This is a genomic window from Psychrobacter nivimaris (assembly GCF_043419765.1).
GTDB lineage: Bacteria > Pseudomonadota > Gammaproteobacteria > Pseudomonadales > Moraxellaceae > Psychrobacter.
On record NZ_JBHOFX010000003.1, the window covers coordinates 131,896 to 148,360 of the forward strand.

Annotated in this window: 15 protein-coding genes; 4 read left to right on the forward strand and 11 right to left on the reverse strand. The window is 43.2% G+C overall.

The features are described from left to right. Window positions 1-212: 212 nt before the first annotated feature. From ACHEVO_RS07310 to ACHEVO_RS07345, 8 genes are all read right to left on the reverse strand, one after another. Complete coding sequence (locus ACHEVO_RS07310) at window positions 213-842, reverse strand: fumarylacetoacetate hydrolase family protein (RefSeq protein WP_394124729.1); 630 nt, start codon at window positions 840-842, stop codon at window positions 213-215. Window positions 843-1,065: 223 nt separating this feature from the next. Then, window positions 1,066-1,791 carry an ABC transporter permease gene (locus tag ACHEVO_RS07315; protein ID WP_101205569.1) on the reverse strand — a complete coding sequence of 242 codons (726 nt, stop codon included), beginning with the start codon at window positions 1,789-1,791 and terminating at the stop codon, window positions 1,066-1,068. Window positions 1,792-1,803: 12 nt separating this feature from the next. After that, complete coding sequence (locus tag ACHEVO_RS07320) at window positions 1,804-2,538, reverse strand: ABC transporter permease (protein WP_057758316.1); 735 nt, start codon at window positions 2,536-2,538, stop codon at window positions 1,804-1,806. 436 nt (window positions 2,539-2,974) lie between these two features. Continuing rightward, complete coding sequence (locus ACHEVO_RS07325; protein ID WP_394124465.1) at window positions 2,975-3,922, reverse strand: ABC transporter substrate-binding protein; 948 nt, start codon at window positions 3,920-3,922, stop codon at window positions 2,975-2,977. 72 nt (window positions 3,923-3,994) lie between these two features. Then, window positions 3,995-4,891, reverse strand: a complete 897-nt coding sequence (locus ACHEVO_RS07330; protein WP_101205565.1) for a transporter substrate-binding domain-containing protein — start codon at window positions 4,889-4,891, stop codon at window positions 3,995-3,997. Window positions 4,892-5,043: 152 nt separating this feature from the next. Next, window positions 5,044-5,844, reverse strand: a complete 801-nt coding sequence (locus tag ACHEVO_RS07335) for a transporter substrate-binding domain-containing protein (protein ID WP_180958123.1) — start codon at window positions 5,842-5,844, stop codon at window positions 5,044-5,046. Between the two features lie 330 nt (window positions 5,845-6,174). Beyond that, complete coding sequence (locus ACHEVO_RS07340) at window positions 6,175-6,972, reverse strand: ABC transporter ATP-binding protein (protein WP_057758311.1); 798 nt, start codon at window positions 6,970-6,972, stop codon at window positions 6,175-6,177. 348 nt (window positions 6,973-7,320) lie between these two features. Then, a complete protein-coding gene (locus ACHEVO_RS07345) occupies window positions 7,321-7,626 on the reverse strand; it encodes a hypothetical protein (protein WP_298808579.1) in 306 nt (101 codons plus the stop codon). Between the two features lie 431 nt (window positions 7,627-8,057). Between ACHEVO_RS07345 and ACHEVO_RS07350 the strand changes: the two genes are divergently transcribed. The 4 genes from ACHEVO_RS07350 to gltS all read left to right on the forward strand — a co-directional run bounded on the left by ACHEVO_RS07350 (window position 8,058) and on the right by gltS (window position 12,052). Further along, on the forward strand, window positions 8,058-9,359 hold the full coding sequence (locus ACHEVO_RS07350; RefSeq protein WP_394124466.1) for a glutamate-5-semialdehyde dehydrogenase: 1,302 nt from the start codon (window positions 8,058-8,060) through the stop codon (window positions 9,357-9,359). Between the two features lie 121 nt (window positions 9,360-9,480). Next, complete coding sequence (locus tag ACHEVO_RS07355) at window positions 9,481-10,233, forward strand: ribonuclease domain-containing protein (protein WP_394124467.1); 753 nt, start codon at window positions 9,481-9,483, stop codon at window positions 10,231-10,233. A 1-nt stretch (window position 10,234) separates the two neighbouring features. Beyond that, window positions 10,235-10,639, forward strand: coding sequence for a barstar family protein (locus tag ACHEVO_RS07360; protein ID WP_394124468.1), 405 nt, complete (start codon window positions 10,235-10,237; stop codon window positions 10,637-10,639). A 138-nt stretch (window positions 10,640-10,777) separates the two neighbouring features. Next, a complete protein-coding gene (gltS, locus tag ACHEVO_RS07365; RefSeq protein WP_057758303.1) occupies window positions 10,778-12,052 on the forward strand; it encodes a sodium/glutamate symporter in 1,275 nt (424 codons plus the stop codon). A gap of 128 nt (window positions 12,053-12,180) precedes the next feature. Here gltS and ACHEVO_RS07370 read toward each other — a convergent pair whose 3' ends face one another. The 3 genes from ACHEVO_RS07370 to ACHEVO_RS07380 form a co-directional block, all read right to left on the reverse strand. Next, a complete protein-coding gene (locus ACHEVO_RS07370) occupies window positions 12,181-13,716 on the reverse strand; it encodes an alanine/glycine:cation symporter family protein (protein WP_341609807.1) in 1,536 nt (511 codons plus the stop codon). 409 nt (window positions 13,717-14,125) lie between these two features. Beyond that, complete coding sequence (gene glyA, locus ACHEVO_RS07375; RefSeq protein WP_057758295.1) at window positions 14,126-15,382, reverse strand: serine hydroxymethyltransferase; 1,257 nt, start codon at window positions 15,380-15,382, stop codon at window positions 14,126-14,128. A gap of 582 nt (window positions 15,383-15,964) precedes the next feature. Further along, complete coding sequence (locus ACHEVO_RS07380; RefSeq protein WP_394124469.1) at window positions 15,965-16,453, reverse strand: chorismate--pyruvate lyase family protein; 489 nt, start codon at window positions 16,451-16,453, stop codon at window positions 15,965-15,967. Between the last annotated feature and the right edge of the window lie 12 nt (window positions 16,454-16,465).

A 16,465-nucleotide genomic window follows, 5' to 3' on the forward strand; every position in this document is an offset into this window, starting at 1 on the left:
TAAGTCTACTCAACCTTTATGACAGCACGCTGAACAATAGGTGACAAACTGATGACAATCGACTGTGCTGATGGTTATTGAAAAATAGAATGATTAGATAGTTAGAATTGTTTTGCAGTTAGCAAATTAAAAAATAAATATAAAGTCTTAAAAGCAAAAACCCCAAGCAATTGCTCGGGGCTTTTAATATGCGTCTGTTATTGCAATCAAGCTCACTGTACTTGTGATACCCACTCATGAGCACCCAGTTTTAGCTTAAGCTGATCGCCTGCTTGCAACACACCAACGCCGCTTGGCGTACCAGTCATAATCACATCACCTGCTTGCAAGCTAAAGGCGTGACTGATATTGACCAGCAATTCATAGACAGGAAATAGCATCAAGGCACTATCGCCATCTTGCATTAATTTATCATTGATAGACAGCTGATACTGTACATTCTGTAGATTGCCAAACGCTTGCGGGTCGACCCAATCAGCAAGGACGCAAGCTCCGTCAAAACACTTAGCACGCTCCCACGGATGACCTTTTTCTTTTAGCTTGCTTTGCAAATCACGCAAGGTCAGATCCAGTCCTAGTGTCACGCCACCAATCGCTTGCTGAGCTTGCTCAATCGTCGCCATAGCTAAATCAGCTGATAGCTGAATACATAGCTCAGCCTCGTAGTGAGTCTCGCCAAACAGCTCTGAACTTGGGCGAACCACATCACCACGGATAGAGACCACTGAAGACGCAGGTTTCATAAACAGTATTGGCGTGGTTGGTACTTCATTGCCCAACTCTGCAGCATGGGCCGCATAGTTGCGACCAACACAGACGACTTTACCAATAGAGGTACGCAATCTTTCATTATGATTGATAGCGCCCTGCTCGGCATTGACACCAGCTGCAATGGCGTTCGCTAATGACTCGTGTGGCGATTGGCTCATACTAAACTCTCCCTGTAAATGATGGCTATTTTATCAGCAGTCCATACTCTATTGTCTACAGTGACTTTGACGACTTTTAGTTGCTAATTGCTAACTGCTAATTGCTAACTGCTAACTGCTAACTGCTAACTGCTAACTATGGAATCGTATTGGTCACCACATCTGGTGGTACATAACTGGCGTGGCGGTTCATACGTTTTTCAAACATTCTAAAGCTAAACAAGATGACCCACGACAGCAATAGATAGACGATACCAGCGGCAAAGAATAGCTCCATCAAGGTATAGGTACGCGCACTAATCGTACGAGCAACACCTGTGATATCCATCAATGCAATAGTCGAAGCGAGCGCACTACCTTTTAGCATAAAGATAACTTCGTTACTGTACGCTGGAATCACAATACCAAATGCGCGCGGCAACGTAACCCGTGTTAGCTTTTGCCATTTTGACATGCCAAGCGCATCAGCAGCTTCAAGCTCTCCAATCGGAATCGTCTGAATCGCACCGCGTATAATCTCTGCTAGATAAGCACTAGTATTAAGGGTAAAGGCGATGATGGCACACCAATATGCTTGGCTAAGTACTGGTTCCCATAAGAACGACTCGCGTACGGCCTCGAACTGACCCAAACCGTAATAAATCAGGAATATCTGTACCAGCAGCGGCGTACCACGGAAAAAGAAGATGTACAGGAATGGTAGTATCTGTACCACCCAATTCTTAGACAGTCGTAACAACGCCAAAACCAAACCAAACAGCAATCCAATCACACCTGAAAACAAGACCAGCTGTACGGTCAATACCGCGCCGCCTAGTAAATCAGGGATATGGTCAAAAATGACCTGCCAATTCCAATCCATAGTATCTCTCCTCTACCCTATGGTCGATTGACTGTGAGTGGATTGACGGCTTATCTTTTTGGCATAGCGTGCCGCAGGATTGGCGCGCCACTCAAGCCACATCATAAAGCCAGTAATCAACATGGTCAGACCCAAATAAATAATCGCTGCTGCCATATAAAAGGTAAACGGCTGCTGTGTAGACTGTGCCGCACGCGATGACTGATACATGATGTCCTTGAGACCCACAACCGATACCAATGCGGTATCTTTGAGCAGTACCAGAAACAAATTACCCAGACCTGGTAAAGCAATCTGCCACACTTGCGGCAAAGTGATGCGATAAAAAGTCTGAAAAGGACGCATACCAATCGCTTGCGCAGCCTCTCGCTGCCCTACTGGAATCTCTTGAATGGACATGCGAAAAATCTCAGTCGCATACGCACCAAAGGCAATAGACAGTGCCATGACACCACCCCAAAAAGCGCTAATCTCGACATAGTCGTTATAGCCGAACTTTTTGAGGATGCTCATCAATAAGATAGAGCCGCCATAATAAATAAAGAGCACCAATAGCAGCTCAGGAATACCGCGCATTGTCGCAGTATAGACAGTCGCAAGTTTACGCAGCAACCAGATATTGGACATCTTTGCGGTTGCGCCGAGCAAGCCTAGAGCCAGACCAATGATTAAACTGGTCACAGCTAGCTGTATGGTGACGGTAGCGCCGCTCAATAAAAGCGCGCCAAATCCTTGTAAGTCAAACACGATTATCCACTCAGTCTCTTTATATTAGCAATTTGCAAAATATGAGTTAAAAGAATCAGCATCAATAGCTGAACGCGGCGAAACACCGTATTTTATACCAAATCAATAGGGATGGTCGGCGTCAAAAAATGACGTCAGAAGAATACGATTAACGCTGCGATAATTGACACAGTAGAAATGAGCGCTGATTTTATCATATTCACTCGCCGTGATGTTAATACTGACGCGTAAAAGCTGTGCCTAAACCGTACTTAAACAGACACTTGCCTCTAGAGACATAAAATCAGCCGACTAAATTTGAGTAAAATTGATAGGCGGCTATTATGTATATTCGTTGCTATAACGACAAACAAAAAAGGACATCACCATGATGGCGATATCCTTTTATTGATCAAAACAATATTTTTTGACTGCTATCTTTGACTACTGTTAGCTATTAACTAGTGCTTTCTGTCGTTGGTTGCTCGCTAATGTCTGCACCTATGCCTGTATTTGCGTCTTCATCAACTGTGCTCGTTACAGATGCTGGCACCGCAAAATACTTTTGATTGATTTTATCGTAAGTACCATTAGCTTTTATATTAGCAAGAGACTGATTGATCTTTGCTTGTAGCGGATCGCCTGGGCGTACTGCTATTGCAAAGTTATCATTAATATCGATCTCATCACCTTTTAGCGCATATTTGCTACCAGCATTTGAGCTCAGCCATTCTATAGCAGGCAGCTTATCAGAAATCATCGCATCGACACGGTTTGAACCGAGATCCAAAAACGCATTGCTCAACGTATCATAAAGCTTCATATCGGCTTTTGGATACGTGTCTTCTAGCCACTGAGATGAAATGGTTGAACGCTGTGCAGCAATAGAATGCGAGTCAATATCGCTTTTGTTACTAGGGTCAAAGCTGCTGTCTTTTTTGGCCAAAAAAACCAAGGCATTGCTAAAGTACGGATCGGTAAAGCTCACTTGCTGCGAACGCTCTGGAGTAACGGACATCGCGGCTACGATTGCATCGTATTTACCCGCTTTTAGACCAGGGATAATACCGTCCCAGTCCTGCGCCACAATTTCACAAGTAACCTGCATATCCACACAGAGTGCATTTGCTATCTCAACATCAAAACCACCCAGTGTCCCATCGGCATTGGTATAGTTAAAAGGTGCATAGGCCCCTTCTGTACCGATGCGTAATACATCACCTGTAGAGGCTGCCGTTGCTTCGGTAGCCTCTGGATTGGTATCAGCTGTACTCTCCTGGCTATTGCTACAGCCAGCAACGGTAAAGGCCGTCGCTAGCGCAAGCAGTGACATAGACAAACGACTGGCTATATTAATATTAGATTTGCCAGTCGTGGTACAGATTGGGGCACAATGGTTGCTCATGATCATCCTTGGTTTTTTCTTGAGTAAACAACACGTCTTCAAACAACAGCAGTCAAACTGCTAGATATCGTATTAGTTAGCTGGCGCTTCTTCTTCAGCGACCATTACTTCTTCGACACTATCAGTTGTTGCCACCGCTTTTTGTGCTGCAGCCGTTGAGCTAGTACCAAAATAGCTACCCGTGATTTGATCATAGGTACCGTTGTCTTTTAGCTCAGCCAATGCTGCATTGAACTTAGCAACTAACGGATCGCCTTTACGGAAAGCAATACCCATTGCATCATCATTGGTGCTGATTTCTTCACCTTTGACTTCGTAGCCTTTGCCTGCGTCTGTTTTTAACCAGTCAATACCCGTTACTTTATCAGACATCATACCGCGCACACGGCCTGAGGTCAGATCTAGATAAGCATTGTCTTGCGTATCGTATAGTTTGATATCAGCATCTGCATGCTCGTCTTGTAGGTATTGCGAGGCAACAGTTGAGCGCTGTGAGGCAATTGGTAGACCTGTTAGCGACTCAACGCTTAAGTCATCACCTTTTTTGCCGATCAAGATGATACCGCTATGGAAGTAAGGGTCACTGAAATCAACCACTTCTTTACGCTCAGGCGTGATAGACATACCTGCGATAGCTGCATCAAATTTCTGTGCGTTAAGCCCTGGAATCAAACCATCCCAATCTTGAGAGATAACTTCACACTCAGCTTTCATTTGCGCACATAGTGCGTCAACCAGCTCAATCTCGTAACCAATCAGTTTGCCATCTGCATCGGTATAACTAAAAGGCTTATAGCTTGATTCTGTCGCAATTTTGATATTTAAAGGCGCTTCAGTAGCGGTATCAGCTTCAGCATTTTCTGCTGGTGCTGAGCTATTGTTACAACCGGCCAACATTAGCATTGCTGCGCTAAGTGGTGCTAGCCACAATGCTTTTTTGCTCATTGATGATGTCATTGAAATTGTCATAAGTTTTATTCCTTAATATATTTACCAGCTGTATCGTCAATCACTGCTTGCTGATTTATGCTTATAAACACCGTTTATTTAAAATATGCCCAGTTTTAAGCATTACTCGCATCAAACGTTATGTGTTCTAAGCATAAATCTTCAGTGAGTCATTATTGACCAAAGTTCATCTGCTCAAGACGTGCAAGCTCACCGTTACTACGGATTTCGCTCAATGCTTTGTCAAAGTCAGCTTTGAGTGAGTCACCTTTACGTACAGCAATGGCAATATTGTCATCGTTATCAATTTCATCACCAACGATACCGAAGCCCGCTGCATTTTCTGCTAACCATGATTTGGCAGAAACTTTTTCGGCCAATACGGCATCGCTACGACCAGATTTTAGATCTAGATAGGCATTGTCATAGTTGTCATACAACTGAACTGTGTTGCCTTCTTTGCCTTCGTAGTTATCCTGTAGATAAGCACCTGGCGTAGTAGAACGTTGACCACCAAGCGTTGCATCTTTAATCGTCATAGGATCAAAACCCCCATCCGTATTGGTCAACCATACCATCGTATTGGCAAAGTACGGCTCGCTGAAATCAACTTTTTCTTGACGCTCAGCGGTGATAGACATACCTGCAATCACCGCATCATATTTCTGTGCCAATAAACCAGGAATAATACCGTCCCAATCCTGTGCAACGATTTCGCACTTGGCTTGCATTTGATCACATAATGCATTGGCAACATCGATATCAAAACCTGCCAAGCTGCCGTCGGCGTTGGTGTAGTTGAATGGAGGGTAAGCACCTTCGGTGGCGATACGAATGGTTTTACCAGTGGTTTCTGCTGCAGGGGCGTCAGCGTTGGTATCGGTAGTTTCATCGGCAGGTTGGCTACAAGCGCTCAACATCAATGCAGCAGTAACGGTCATTGATGACCACAATAGGCGAGAATTCGACATCATACGTTCCTTAAATTCTGATGGGTTTTACATAAGTTTTTGACAGGATTTTCTGACTTAGGGTTCTGATATTTTGTTCTCTGACGTCCCTGCCAGACAAGCAATATAGATAGCAGAATAACAGACAGCCACGAGACGTGACGGCCTATAAACCTTTTGATAATACCTGAGTAAAATATCAAAAACAAACGTTTTGCATACTCAGAGTTATCATTGGGCAATAAACAGTCAACAATGGTTACGTTACAGTGATTTTAAGTATGGCAGGGCAAATGACGGCAAGAGTGTTGCCACCATTTGTATTAGACATGATATTAAGCAAAAAACTAATAATTAAGTAGGACGGTGTGATGCCATAAAGTCTTTAACACGCTCAGAGGTAGGGTTATCAAAGACTTGCTCAGGTGTGCCAATTTCTTCAACCACACCTTGATGTAAAAAGACGACTTTGCTTGATACTTCACGGGCAAAGCGCATTTCGTGAGTAACGATAAGCATCGTACGCCCCTCTTCTGCTAGCTCGCGCATTACTGCAAGCACTTCGTTGACCAGTTCAGGATCTAGCGCAGAGGTTGGTTCGTCAAATAATAGAACTTGTGGCTGCATAGCAAGCGCACGGGCAATTGCGACACGCTGACGCTGACCACCAGATAAGTTCGCTGGATAAGCATCTTTTTTGTCGAGCAGGCCTACTTTATCGAGCAGCTTTTCTGCATCGCTAATCGCTTGGTCTTTTTTAATCTTTAAGACCTGCGTTGGCCCTTCGATGATGTTTTGTAGAATTGTCTTATGCGGCCATAGGTTAAAGTTCTGAAAGACAAATCCTACACGAGCGCGCAAGCTTTCTAGCTGCTTTACGTCTGCTGCTTGTAGCTCACCTGATTTGGCAGGTTTTAGCATCAGCTCTTCATTACCGATCAAGATACGACCATGATTTGGGTTTTCTAGAAGATTAATACAACGCAGCAACGTCGACTTACCTGAGCCAGATGAGCCCAAAATAGAGATAACATCGCCATCATAGGCAGTCAGGGATACCCCTTTTAGTACCTCTAATGAGCCGTAGCTTTTATGGATGTCTTGTAAGTCTAGGGCGATAGGCCGAGTCGGGTTTTTTGCAGTATCAAGCATGGTTCAGCAGACTTCCAATAAATATGAGTGAAAACACGAATAAAATAAGAGCTATATCTATATATAGTACAAGCATCTAGATGCATTATCGTAATATGCCTGATGAGGCAAAGAGAAAAATGCCATATTGTCTCTTATTACGCAGTAAAAAGGCAAATATTGTATTTAACCAACGGGTTAATCAGCTTCTAACAAACCGCGAATACAAAAAAGCCCAGACTGCATTTATCGCTCTGGGCTTTATTTTATCACTTTAGAATACGAGACGTTGTGTTATCTGATAACTGCCTATTTATAGTATGTGCTTAGTACATCTAATATGGCGCTAGTGCATTCTATAGTATGCGATTAGTACGTCGATACATGTTCTGAATCTTCAGTCCCGTCCATCATATCCGCATCTTCTGCTGTCGCCACTGCCACATCATCGTTATTGGTAACGTCCATACCTTCATCATCGGCACTAGCAACGGCCACATCATCATTGTCGCTCGCTGTTGCACTTTCTTCTACAGAGGTTTGAGCGTCTACAGTGGTATCAGCTTCAGTTTCCATCGGTGTGTCATCTTTTTTGCTACAAGCGCCTAATGCTAAAGCACTTGCTACCAAGCCAACCGTTAACCAATTTTTATAAGTTGTATTTTTCGTAGCCATGTTCGTTCTCCATCACTCATCATAATAAGATTAAGTACTATCTACTGATAGCCTTGCTGTTTTAATGCTTACTATACTGAGGATATCTCGCGGCTACCTTAGTATTTACAGCGCAATTCTGTTAAAAACACGTAAAGATATAGTGTAGTACTGATAACGCGATTATCTTAAATAAATACCGCTTAGCATGAGCAATATTACTTTGAATAAGCCCTTACAAGAGCGCTGCAAAGCGGATTCTGTTCACAAAATCATCTTTACTATCGTCTCAATCTGCTCTATGTTAAATAGCATAATGACCTACCGCCACCTAAGTAGGCATTCAAAACTTCTTTTTTTGCGACATTTTTCGCCTTTTTAGGTATTTTTACCTATATAAAATTGGGCGCTTTTAGTTATAAAAAACCTGTATCACATAAGGAAAATAATTTATGAGTCAATCGAATACTACGGATATTACGACCTATATGCAGTCTGTCGGCAAGCAAGCAAGAGCCGCTTCTCGCGCGCTGGCTGCTGCCAACACTGGCGATAAAAACTCAGCACTCTTGGCCATTCATGATGAACTGGTCAATGCCAAACAAGACATCTTGGCTGCCAATAAAATCGATATGGACAACGGTCAAAAAAACAATCTTGATAGTGCACTCCTCGACCGCTTGGAGCTAAACGAAGCACGTTTTAACGGTATGCTACAAGGTCTTAAAGACGTCGCTGGCCTTCCTGATCCAATTGGTGAAGTCACTGACATGACTTATCAGCCATCGGGTATTCATTTGGGCAAAATGCGGGTGCCACTTGGTGTGGTCGGTATGATTTATGAGTCACGTCCTAACGTAACATTAGAAGCTGCCTCACTGGCACTCAAGTCAGGCAACGCCATTATCTTGCGCGGTGGTTCTGAAGCATTTGAATCTAACCAAGCCATTGCTAAATGCATCATTAAAGGTCTTAGCCATACTGATCTATCGGAACATAGCGTGCAAGTGCTACAGACGACCGATCGTGCAGCCGTTGGTGAGCTGATTACCATGACTGAATATGTCGATGTCATCGTGCCACGTGGTGGTAAAGGTCTGATTGCGCGTATTAGCAACGATGCCAAAGTACCTGTAATTAAGCATTTAGACGGTAACTGCCATACCTTTATCGATAGTGATGCGGATCCTGAGATTGCGATTAAGGTCAGTGTCAATGCCAAAACGCATCGTTACGGTACTTGTAATACGATGGAGACGCTACTGGTCGATGAAACAGTCGCAGATGAGCTATTGCCTAAAATAGCAGAGGCCATCGTCGCTGCTGATGACGCAATGCAACTACGTCTTGATGACAAATCACAAGCTATCCTAAATGAGAGTGCTAAGCTTGAAGGTCATCTATCAGCGGCCACTTCTGAGGATTGGGATACTGAATATTTAGCTCCTATCCTAGCGGTAAAAGTGGTCTCAGGTATTGATGAGGCAATTGAGCATATCAATACGCACGGCAGCCATCATACTGATGTCATTATCACTGATAACTATACCAAGTCGCAGCGCTTCATCCGTGAAGTGGACTCAGCGAGCGTGATGATTAACGCCTCTAGCCGTTTTGCTGATGGTTTCGAATACGGTCTCGGTGCTGAAATTGGCATCTCAACGGACAAAATCCATGCGCGTGGCCCTGTCGGTCTTGAAGGTCTGACTTCACAAAAATGGATCGTTTATGGGCATGGCGAAACCCGTGCTTAATCATACTAGCATCGACTATCGAAACGAATAATCAGAAACGTCAGCAATTATGCTGGCGTTTCTTCGTTTAAATCATAAGTATTTTAATTAAGGCATTTAAATTATAGGGAGCGGTACGACCATGCAAAGTGGCAAGATTAAGCACTGGAACGAAGATAAAGGCTACGGCTTTATCGATGTAGATAATCAAAGTGAAGATGTGTTCTTTCATATTAGCAAAGCACGATTAGCGGAGCCTATAACGGTTGGACAAAGTGTTTACTTTAACAGTGCCCGTAACGATAAAAATCAATTGAGAGCCACTGAAGTGACCTCTTCTTCGTTGAGCCTTGACCAAGATACTGCATCAGATGTTCCAAGCTATACATCTACTAATGCTAATAGAAATAGCAATCAACGCACTCATAACTCAAATCGTAGCAGTCAAAACAGCAGACCCAATAAAAGAAGCTTAGGCTCTACGCTATTTAGCCTTATCGCCATAATCGCCGTCGCTTTCTATTTCTTTGGCGATTTAAATTCGACATTGTTTGCTGATAGCGTCGAGCCGACAACGGTATCGCAAGACGTCACTAATAATACGAACCAAGTCGCCACTGCTGGCATAACGGGTGATGCACAGGTCGATAATACGATTGCGCTTATTCAGCAAGGTGGTCCGTTTCCTTATCCAAATAAAGATGGCACGACGTTTTATAACCGTGAAGGCAGACTACCCGCCCAGTCACAAGGCTACTACCGTGAATATACCGTGCCCACCCCTGGTGTCTCTCATCGCGGTGCACGGCGTATCGTCACAGGTGGTAACCCGCCTACTGTCTATTACTTAACTGTCGATCACTATGATAGCTTCCAAAGACTACAGGTGCCTTAATATGAAAAAAGAAAGTATGAACCAAGCCATCCACTACGTTAATCAAAGCCACGTGAATCAAGACCACATTAACCAAAACGGTACAGCACTGGGTACTAGCATTCCTGCGCAGGCTGTTACTATAGCCGTCGGTGACACGCTCGAAAAAACTGAGCTATTGACGAGTTTGGCCAAGGCCTGTGACTTTCCTAGTTATTTTTCGCACAACTGGGACAGTGCATGGGATTGTCTAACAGACAGTGATGAAATTCATTTAAGGCTTGATTTGACAGACGTTAAGAAGATAAACACTGAGGACTTCAATGTCTTTAAAAGCATCATTGAGGATGCCTTTAGAGAATTTGGCAAACCACAATTGTGGATCATCGTGCCATCTGAGGATGAAGCTTATGCGTTAGAAACTTAGTCGTTGAAAGCCTATATGTTGCAAGCTTGACCGCCGATAGTCACCGATAATTATTCGTCATCATAGAAACCTGAATTCGAGATAAAGCCATATTTATCCCGAATTCAGGTTAATTTATTTTATAGAAAGGATTAACCTATGGAGATTACCTTAAACGGTTATTACACCCTGATATTGGCCACCTTAGTGCTGCTGCTTGGGCGGTTTTTGGTGCGAAGGGTCAAGTTTTTAGAAGACTTTAATATTCCAGAACCTGTTGCTGGTGGTTTGGTCGCGGCAATTGTTGTCTATGCTCTCAATATGGTTTGGGGATATAGTTTTAACTTTCATCAAGGATTACAGACCGCCACCATGTTGATGTTCTTTGCGTCCATCGGTCTGAGTGCTGATTTCAGTCGATTAAAAGCAGGCGGCACACCATTATTGATTTTTACTATCGTTGTTTCAGTATTCATTGTATTGCAGGATGTCGTTGGTGTGGCCATGGCAAGTGCGTTAGGACTTGATCCTCTGCTCGGTCTGGTGACAGGGTCTATCGCTCTAACTGGTGGTCATGGTACAGCAGGCGCTTGGGGCATTACGTTAGAACAAGACTACGGCGTGGTCGGTGCGACGACGCTTGGTATTGCGGTTGCTACTTATGGTTTGGTCGCGGGTGGTATTGTTGGCGGTCCTGTTGCCCGTCGCTTGATTAATCGACTTGGCCTAAAACCAACGCCAGCTAACCCTGATCCTAGCGATATCGAAAAAGTTGCTGGTGCACAGTCGTTATATAGCACCAAACACGATGAAGAGTCTGCAGGCAGTAATAAAGATATTTTTGAAAGGCCTGATAGCATGCGCTTTATCACCGCTTCTTCTACTATCGAAACCTTGGCACTATTCGCAGGTGCTTTGGCTTTTGCCGATGTGATGGCCATCGTTGCTGAAGGTACATGGTTTGAGCTGCCTACTTTCGTATGGGCATTGGCAGGTGGTGTTATCATTCGCAATGTGCTGACGATGGTCTTCAATTTTGATATGTTTGACCGCTCAATTGATGTACTTGGTAATGCGTCTTTAAGTCTATTTTTGGCGATGGCATTGTTGTCTTTAAAACTATGGCAATTGACCGATTTGGCGGGTCCTGTACTCGTCATATTGGTCGTACAGACCATCATTATGATTATCTACGTTTACCTCATTACCTTTAAAATTATGGGTAAAGACTACGACGCAGCTGTATTATCAGCGGGTCATTGTGGTTTTGGTATGGGTGCGACACCGACAGCGATTGCGAACATGCAGGCAGTCACTGATCGCTACCTACCTTCACCTAAAGCATTCCTAATCGTACCAATGGTAGGTGCCTTCTTTGTTGATATCGTCAATGCCACGATATTGCAGATTTTTACGAAGTTGCCGTTTATGTAGGCTGATGCTGGTACAGATCAAATCTTAATAGCTATCTAACAAATACTAGCCATCGAAAAGCCCGCCAAGACTCATCTTGGCGGGCTTTTTTAATCATCAAGTTATAATAGAATGTTCAATCAAACCCATTATTTATACTTCTTAATTTCACCACTTTTCACACGAGCTATGAAAGAATTAACTTCTCTTTTCACAATTGGCATCAAGAAGTACAGACCGATGATGTTGAAGATCGCCATCGCGAATAGAGCCGCATCTGAGAAGTCGATAACGAAGCTGAACTGTACGATGGTACCGATAACAACGAAGATTAAGAAGATAAGTTTGTATATCATCTCGCCGCCTTTACCTTCACCGAAGAGGTAAGTCCAAGCTTTTAGACCATAATATGACCATGAAATCATCGTTGAGAAAGCAAACAACAATACCGCGACAGCTAGGAAATACTGGAAGATAGGCGCCGTTTCCATGAAGGCTGCTCGGGTTAGATCCACACCAGTAAGCGCTTGGGTTTGTAAGTTTGCGGCAGTATTCACCCCAGAGATAGTAATAACAAGTGCCGTCATCGTACAGATAACAACCGTATCAATGAAAGGCTCTAATAGCGCTACTAAACCTTCAGTAGCAGGCTCTTTGGTTTTTACTGCTGAATGAGCAATAGCGGCTGAACCAACACCCGCTTCGTTAGAGAAAGTTGCACGTTTTAAACCTTGAATCAACGCGCCGATAAAACCACCAGCTACGCCAGCACCAGTGAAGGCACCCGAGAAAATCTCGCCAAATGCAGCACCGATATGATTAAAGTTAGCAATCAGTACGATTACCGCCATAGTAATGTATAACAAGGCCATAAAAGGTACGACTTTTTCGGTAACGGTTGCGATGCGCGGCATACCACCAATGATAACCATACCGACTAAGAATGCTAAGCCAATACCAAAGAATACACTGTAATCCGTTGGAATGCTGAAAGTAGAGCTCATCACTGCAAAGGCTTGGTTACCCTGAAACATGTTACCAGCACCAAAGGTTGCCAATATACACATGAGTGCGAAACCAACAGCCAGAAACTTACCTAATCCGCCCATACCACGTTCAGCCATACCGCGGCTTAGGTAGTACATAGGGCCACCTGATACGACGCCAGATGGTAGTACCGTACGGTATTTGACACCTAGCGTACATTCTACAAACTTAGTCGCCATACCGAATAGGCCGACCATAATCATCCAAAAGGTAGCGCCAGGTCCACCAATAGCAAGTGCTGCACCAACGCCTGCGATATTACCAAGACCAACAGTACCTGATAACGCAGTAGCTAAGGCTTGAAAATGGCTTACCTCGCCTTCTTCTTTATTAGCGGGATTGGGATCGGTATATTTGCCTCTGACAATATCTAGAGACAAGCCTATTTGTCGAAACTGAATAAATCCAAAGTAAAAAGTGAATACGAGTGCGGCAACTAATAACCAACCCACAATAAGCGGGAAGCTGACGTCTCCAAGAGGTACTGAAAAGAAAATAAGGTCGACGAACCAGCCAAATATATTGGCCATAAAGCCATCGAGACCTGCTCCAAATGCTGCTAAACCTGATTGTTCTGCTGCTTGCGCAAGAGTCGTGCTGAGTAATAGCATCGTTGCGACTAAAGATTGTTTTTTCATGTAAATCCCTCTATTGAAAATAATATTTATATAATTATTCAATCAATTACAGCGATACTAATACAAATTGTAACTATTTATTATAATTTGTATTAGTATTATTACTAAATGTTCAATACTGACTATATACTAATATTTTTGTATAAACAAAGAGATTTACACATTTTTCTTAATTAAACATCAACTTAGCTCCTTAAAACTAACACCAAAACTTAGTCAAGCTCACTACATCTATCGAAAAATGTCGGTAATAATCTTCAGTTTAAATAACAGACTTAAATATAATTAAAAGAGCTAAATAGCAATACCAATATAGGTTTGCGTTAAATGCTCTAATATTTATAAAGAGCAATAACAAAAAAACCGCTAAGCAAAAGCTTAGCGGTTTTTTTTATTACCATTCTAAAGTTTACTGATTTTTAGCATAGACTGGTAATTCTGCACAAATCGCTTCTACTTTAGCGCGTACTTCAGTAGCAACCGCTTCATCACCGCGGCTGTCTAGTACGTCACAGATCCAACCTGCCAACTCACCTGCTTGTGCTTCATTGAAGCCACGAGTAGTAATAGCTGGCGTACCGATACGGATACCAGAAGTCACGAATGGTGATTTTGGATCGTTTGGTACAGCATTTTTGTTGACAGTAATGTGCGCTTCACCAAGCCATTTGTCTGCTTCTTTACCCGTCATTTCTTGCTTAACGAGGCTGATCAGCATTAGATGGTTTTCAGTACCACCAGAGATAACTTCATAGCCGCGCTCTTGAACCACTTTTGCCATGGCTTGCGCATTTTTCACTACTTGCTGCTGATACGTTTTGAAGTTATCTTCTAACGCTTCTTTAAAGCAAACCGCTTTTGCAGCGATAACATGCATCAACGGGCCACCTTGGTTGCCTGGGAATACAGCTGAGTTTAGCTTTTTAGCCAGTACTTCATCACGTGCCAAAATCATACCTGAGCGTGGGCCACGTAGAGTTTTGTGCGTCGTCGTTGTAACCACATCAGCGAAAGGTACTGGGTTTGGATAAACACCGCCAGCAACTAAGCCTGCAACGTGAGCCATATCGACCAATAGATACGCGCCTACTTCGTCCGCGATGTCACGGAAACGCTGCCAATCAACTACTTGAGAGTATGCTGAAAAACCAGCAATGATCATTTTTGGCTTGTGCTCACGCGCCAAGCTCTCTACTTGATCATAATCAATAAGGCCAGTGCCATCTACCAATCCGTATTGTACGGCATTGTAGTTCAAACCTGAGAAGTTGATGTGTGCACCATGGGTCAAGTGACCACCAGCATCTAAGCTCATGCCTAATACAGTGTCATTTGCTTCTAGCAATGCTAAAAACACGGCTGAGTTTGCTTGGCTACCAGAATGCGGCTGAACGTTCACATACTCTGCACCGAACAACTCTTTAGCACGGTCAATAGCCAATTGCTCAACTACGTCCACATGCTCACAACCACCATAGTAACGCTTGCCAGGATAGCCTTCTGCGTATTTGTTGGTAAGGTCAGTACCTTGTGCTTCCATCACTGCTTGTGAGCAGTAGTTTTCAGAGGCGATAAGCTCGATGTGGTTTTCTTGACGAACGCTTTCTGCGGCCATCGCTTCAGCAAGTACTGGATCAAAATCTTTGATAGAAATATCTTTAAACATAGTGATGTCCTAAGTAGTGACTGTCATTAAAAAACGTCATTGAAAAGAAGCTTATAGCCTGCCCACAATAAAACAACTACTGCGTCAACGTTGCTGAAGTACTATTAATACCTCTGCACGCTGTTTTTCTGCAGTCTATTTTATGGTATGACCATTATTGTGAATGGAGTCTATTAGCAAAGATTGAAATAAGAATAAATACAGGCGACTGACCTGTTGTTAACTTGACTGATTCGTCAATAAAATCGATGTACATTTGCATCAATATCATCGCGAAAGATTAAGTGTAACATGAAAATTTGTGCTGTGAGCGCAAAAAAACCTCACCTTAAGATGAGCGAATTAAATGACTATATAACACAGATAAATAGCCAATAAAATAAAGGGTTTACCCGCTGAATATTTTCGCCAATATGCCTTCTTATGTTAATTCAAGCATAAAATATTTTTGAGCGTGGCCAGATATAGTCGATTCAATTTAAAGGTAATACAAGGCAGCCGAGTGTAGATGTATATCAAATACCTCAAGCGAGGTTAACCTAGTAATACTTTTATAGTGGAGTGACTATTATAGTGAAGTGATCATAAGAACGCTGGCAGGAACGTTTCACTAATCATAAGCGTGCGACCATACCAATCATAACGCGTTTGTCGTTGCCAACCGTCACTCGTATGACTGATAAAACGCTCATTTGGCAAGGCACGGCGACGCTTAAATAACACGTAGCCGATAGGTGTGTTTTTCAGATGCTGAAGACGACGAGACTGACCTTTTAAACTGTTTAAAGGAAAGATGCTCTGTGCTTGCACCCATGGCATGTCATCATTGCCATATAGCTGCACTTCCCGTACCCATGCGAGTACTGGACGATTTAGCATCATGCCTCGTATACCCAGCTGCTTTTTTTGACCTAAAGTCAGCGAACGATAGCCTTCAAAGCTGCGTTTTACGCGCAGCGGCTGCCCTGCCTTCTCTTCTAATATAGCAGTGAGAGAACCTTCAGCATTTAGCCAAGGTAAGAGTTCAGTAGGAGGTAGGTCATTGGTAGAACTAAAAGAATTGCTGGTCATAGTTTATGGCTA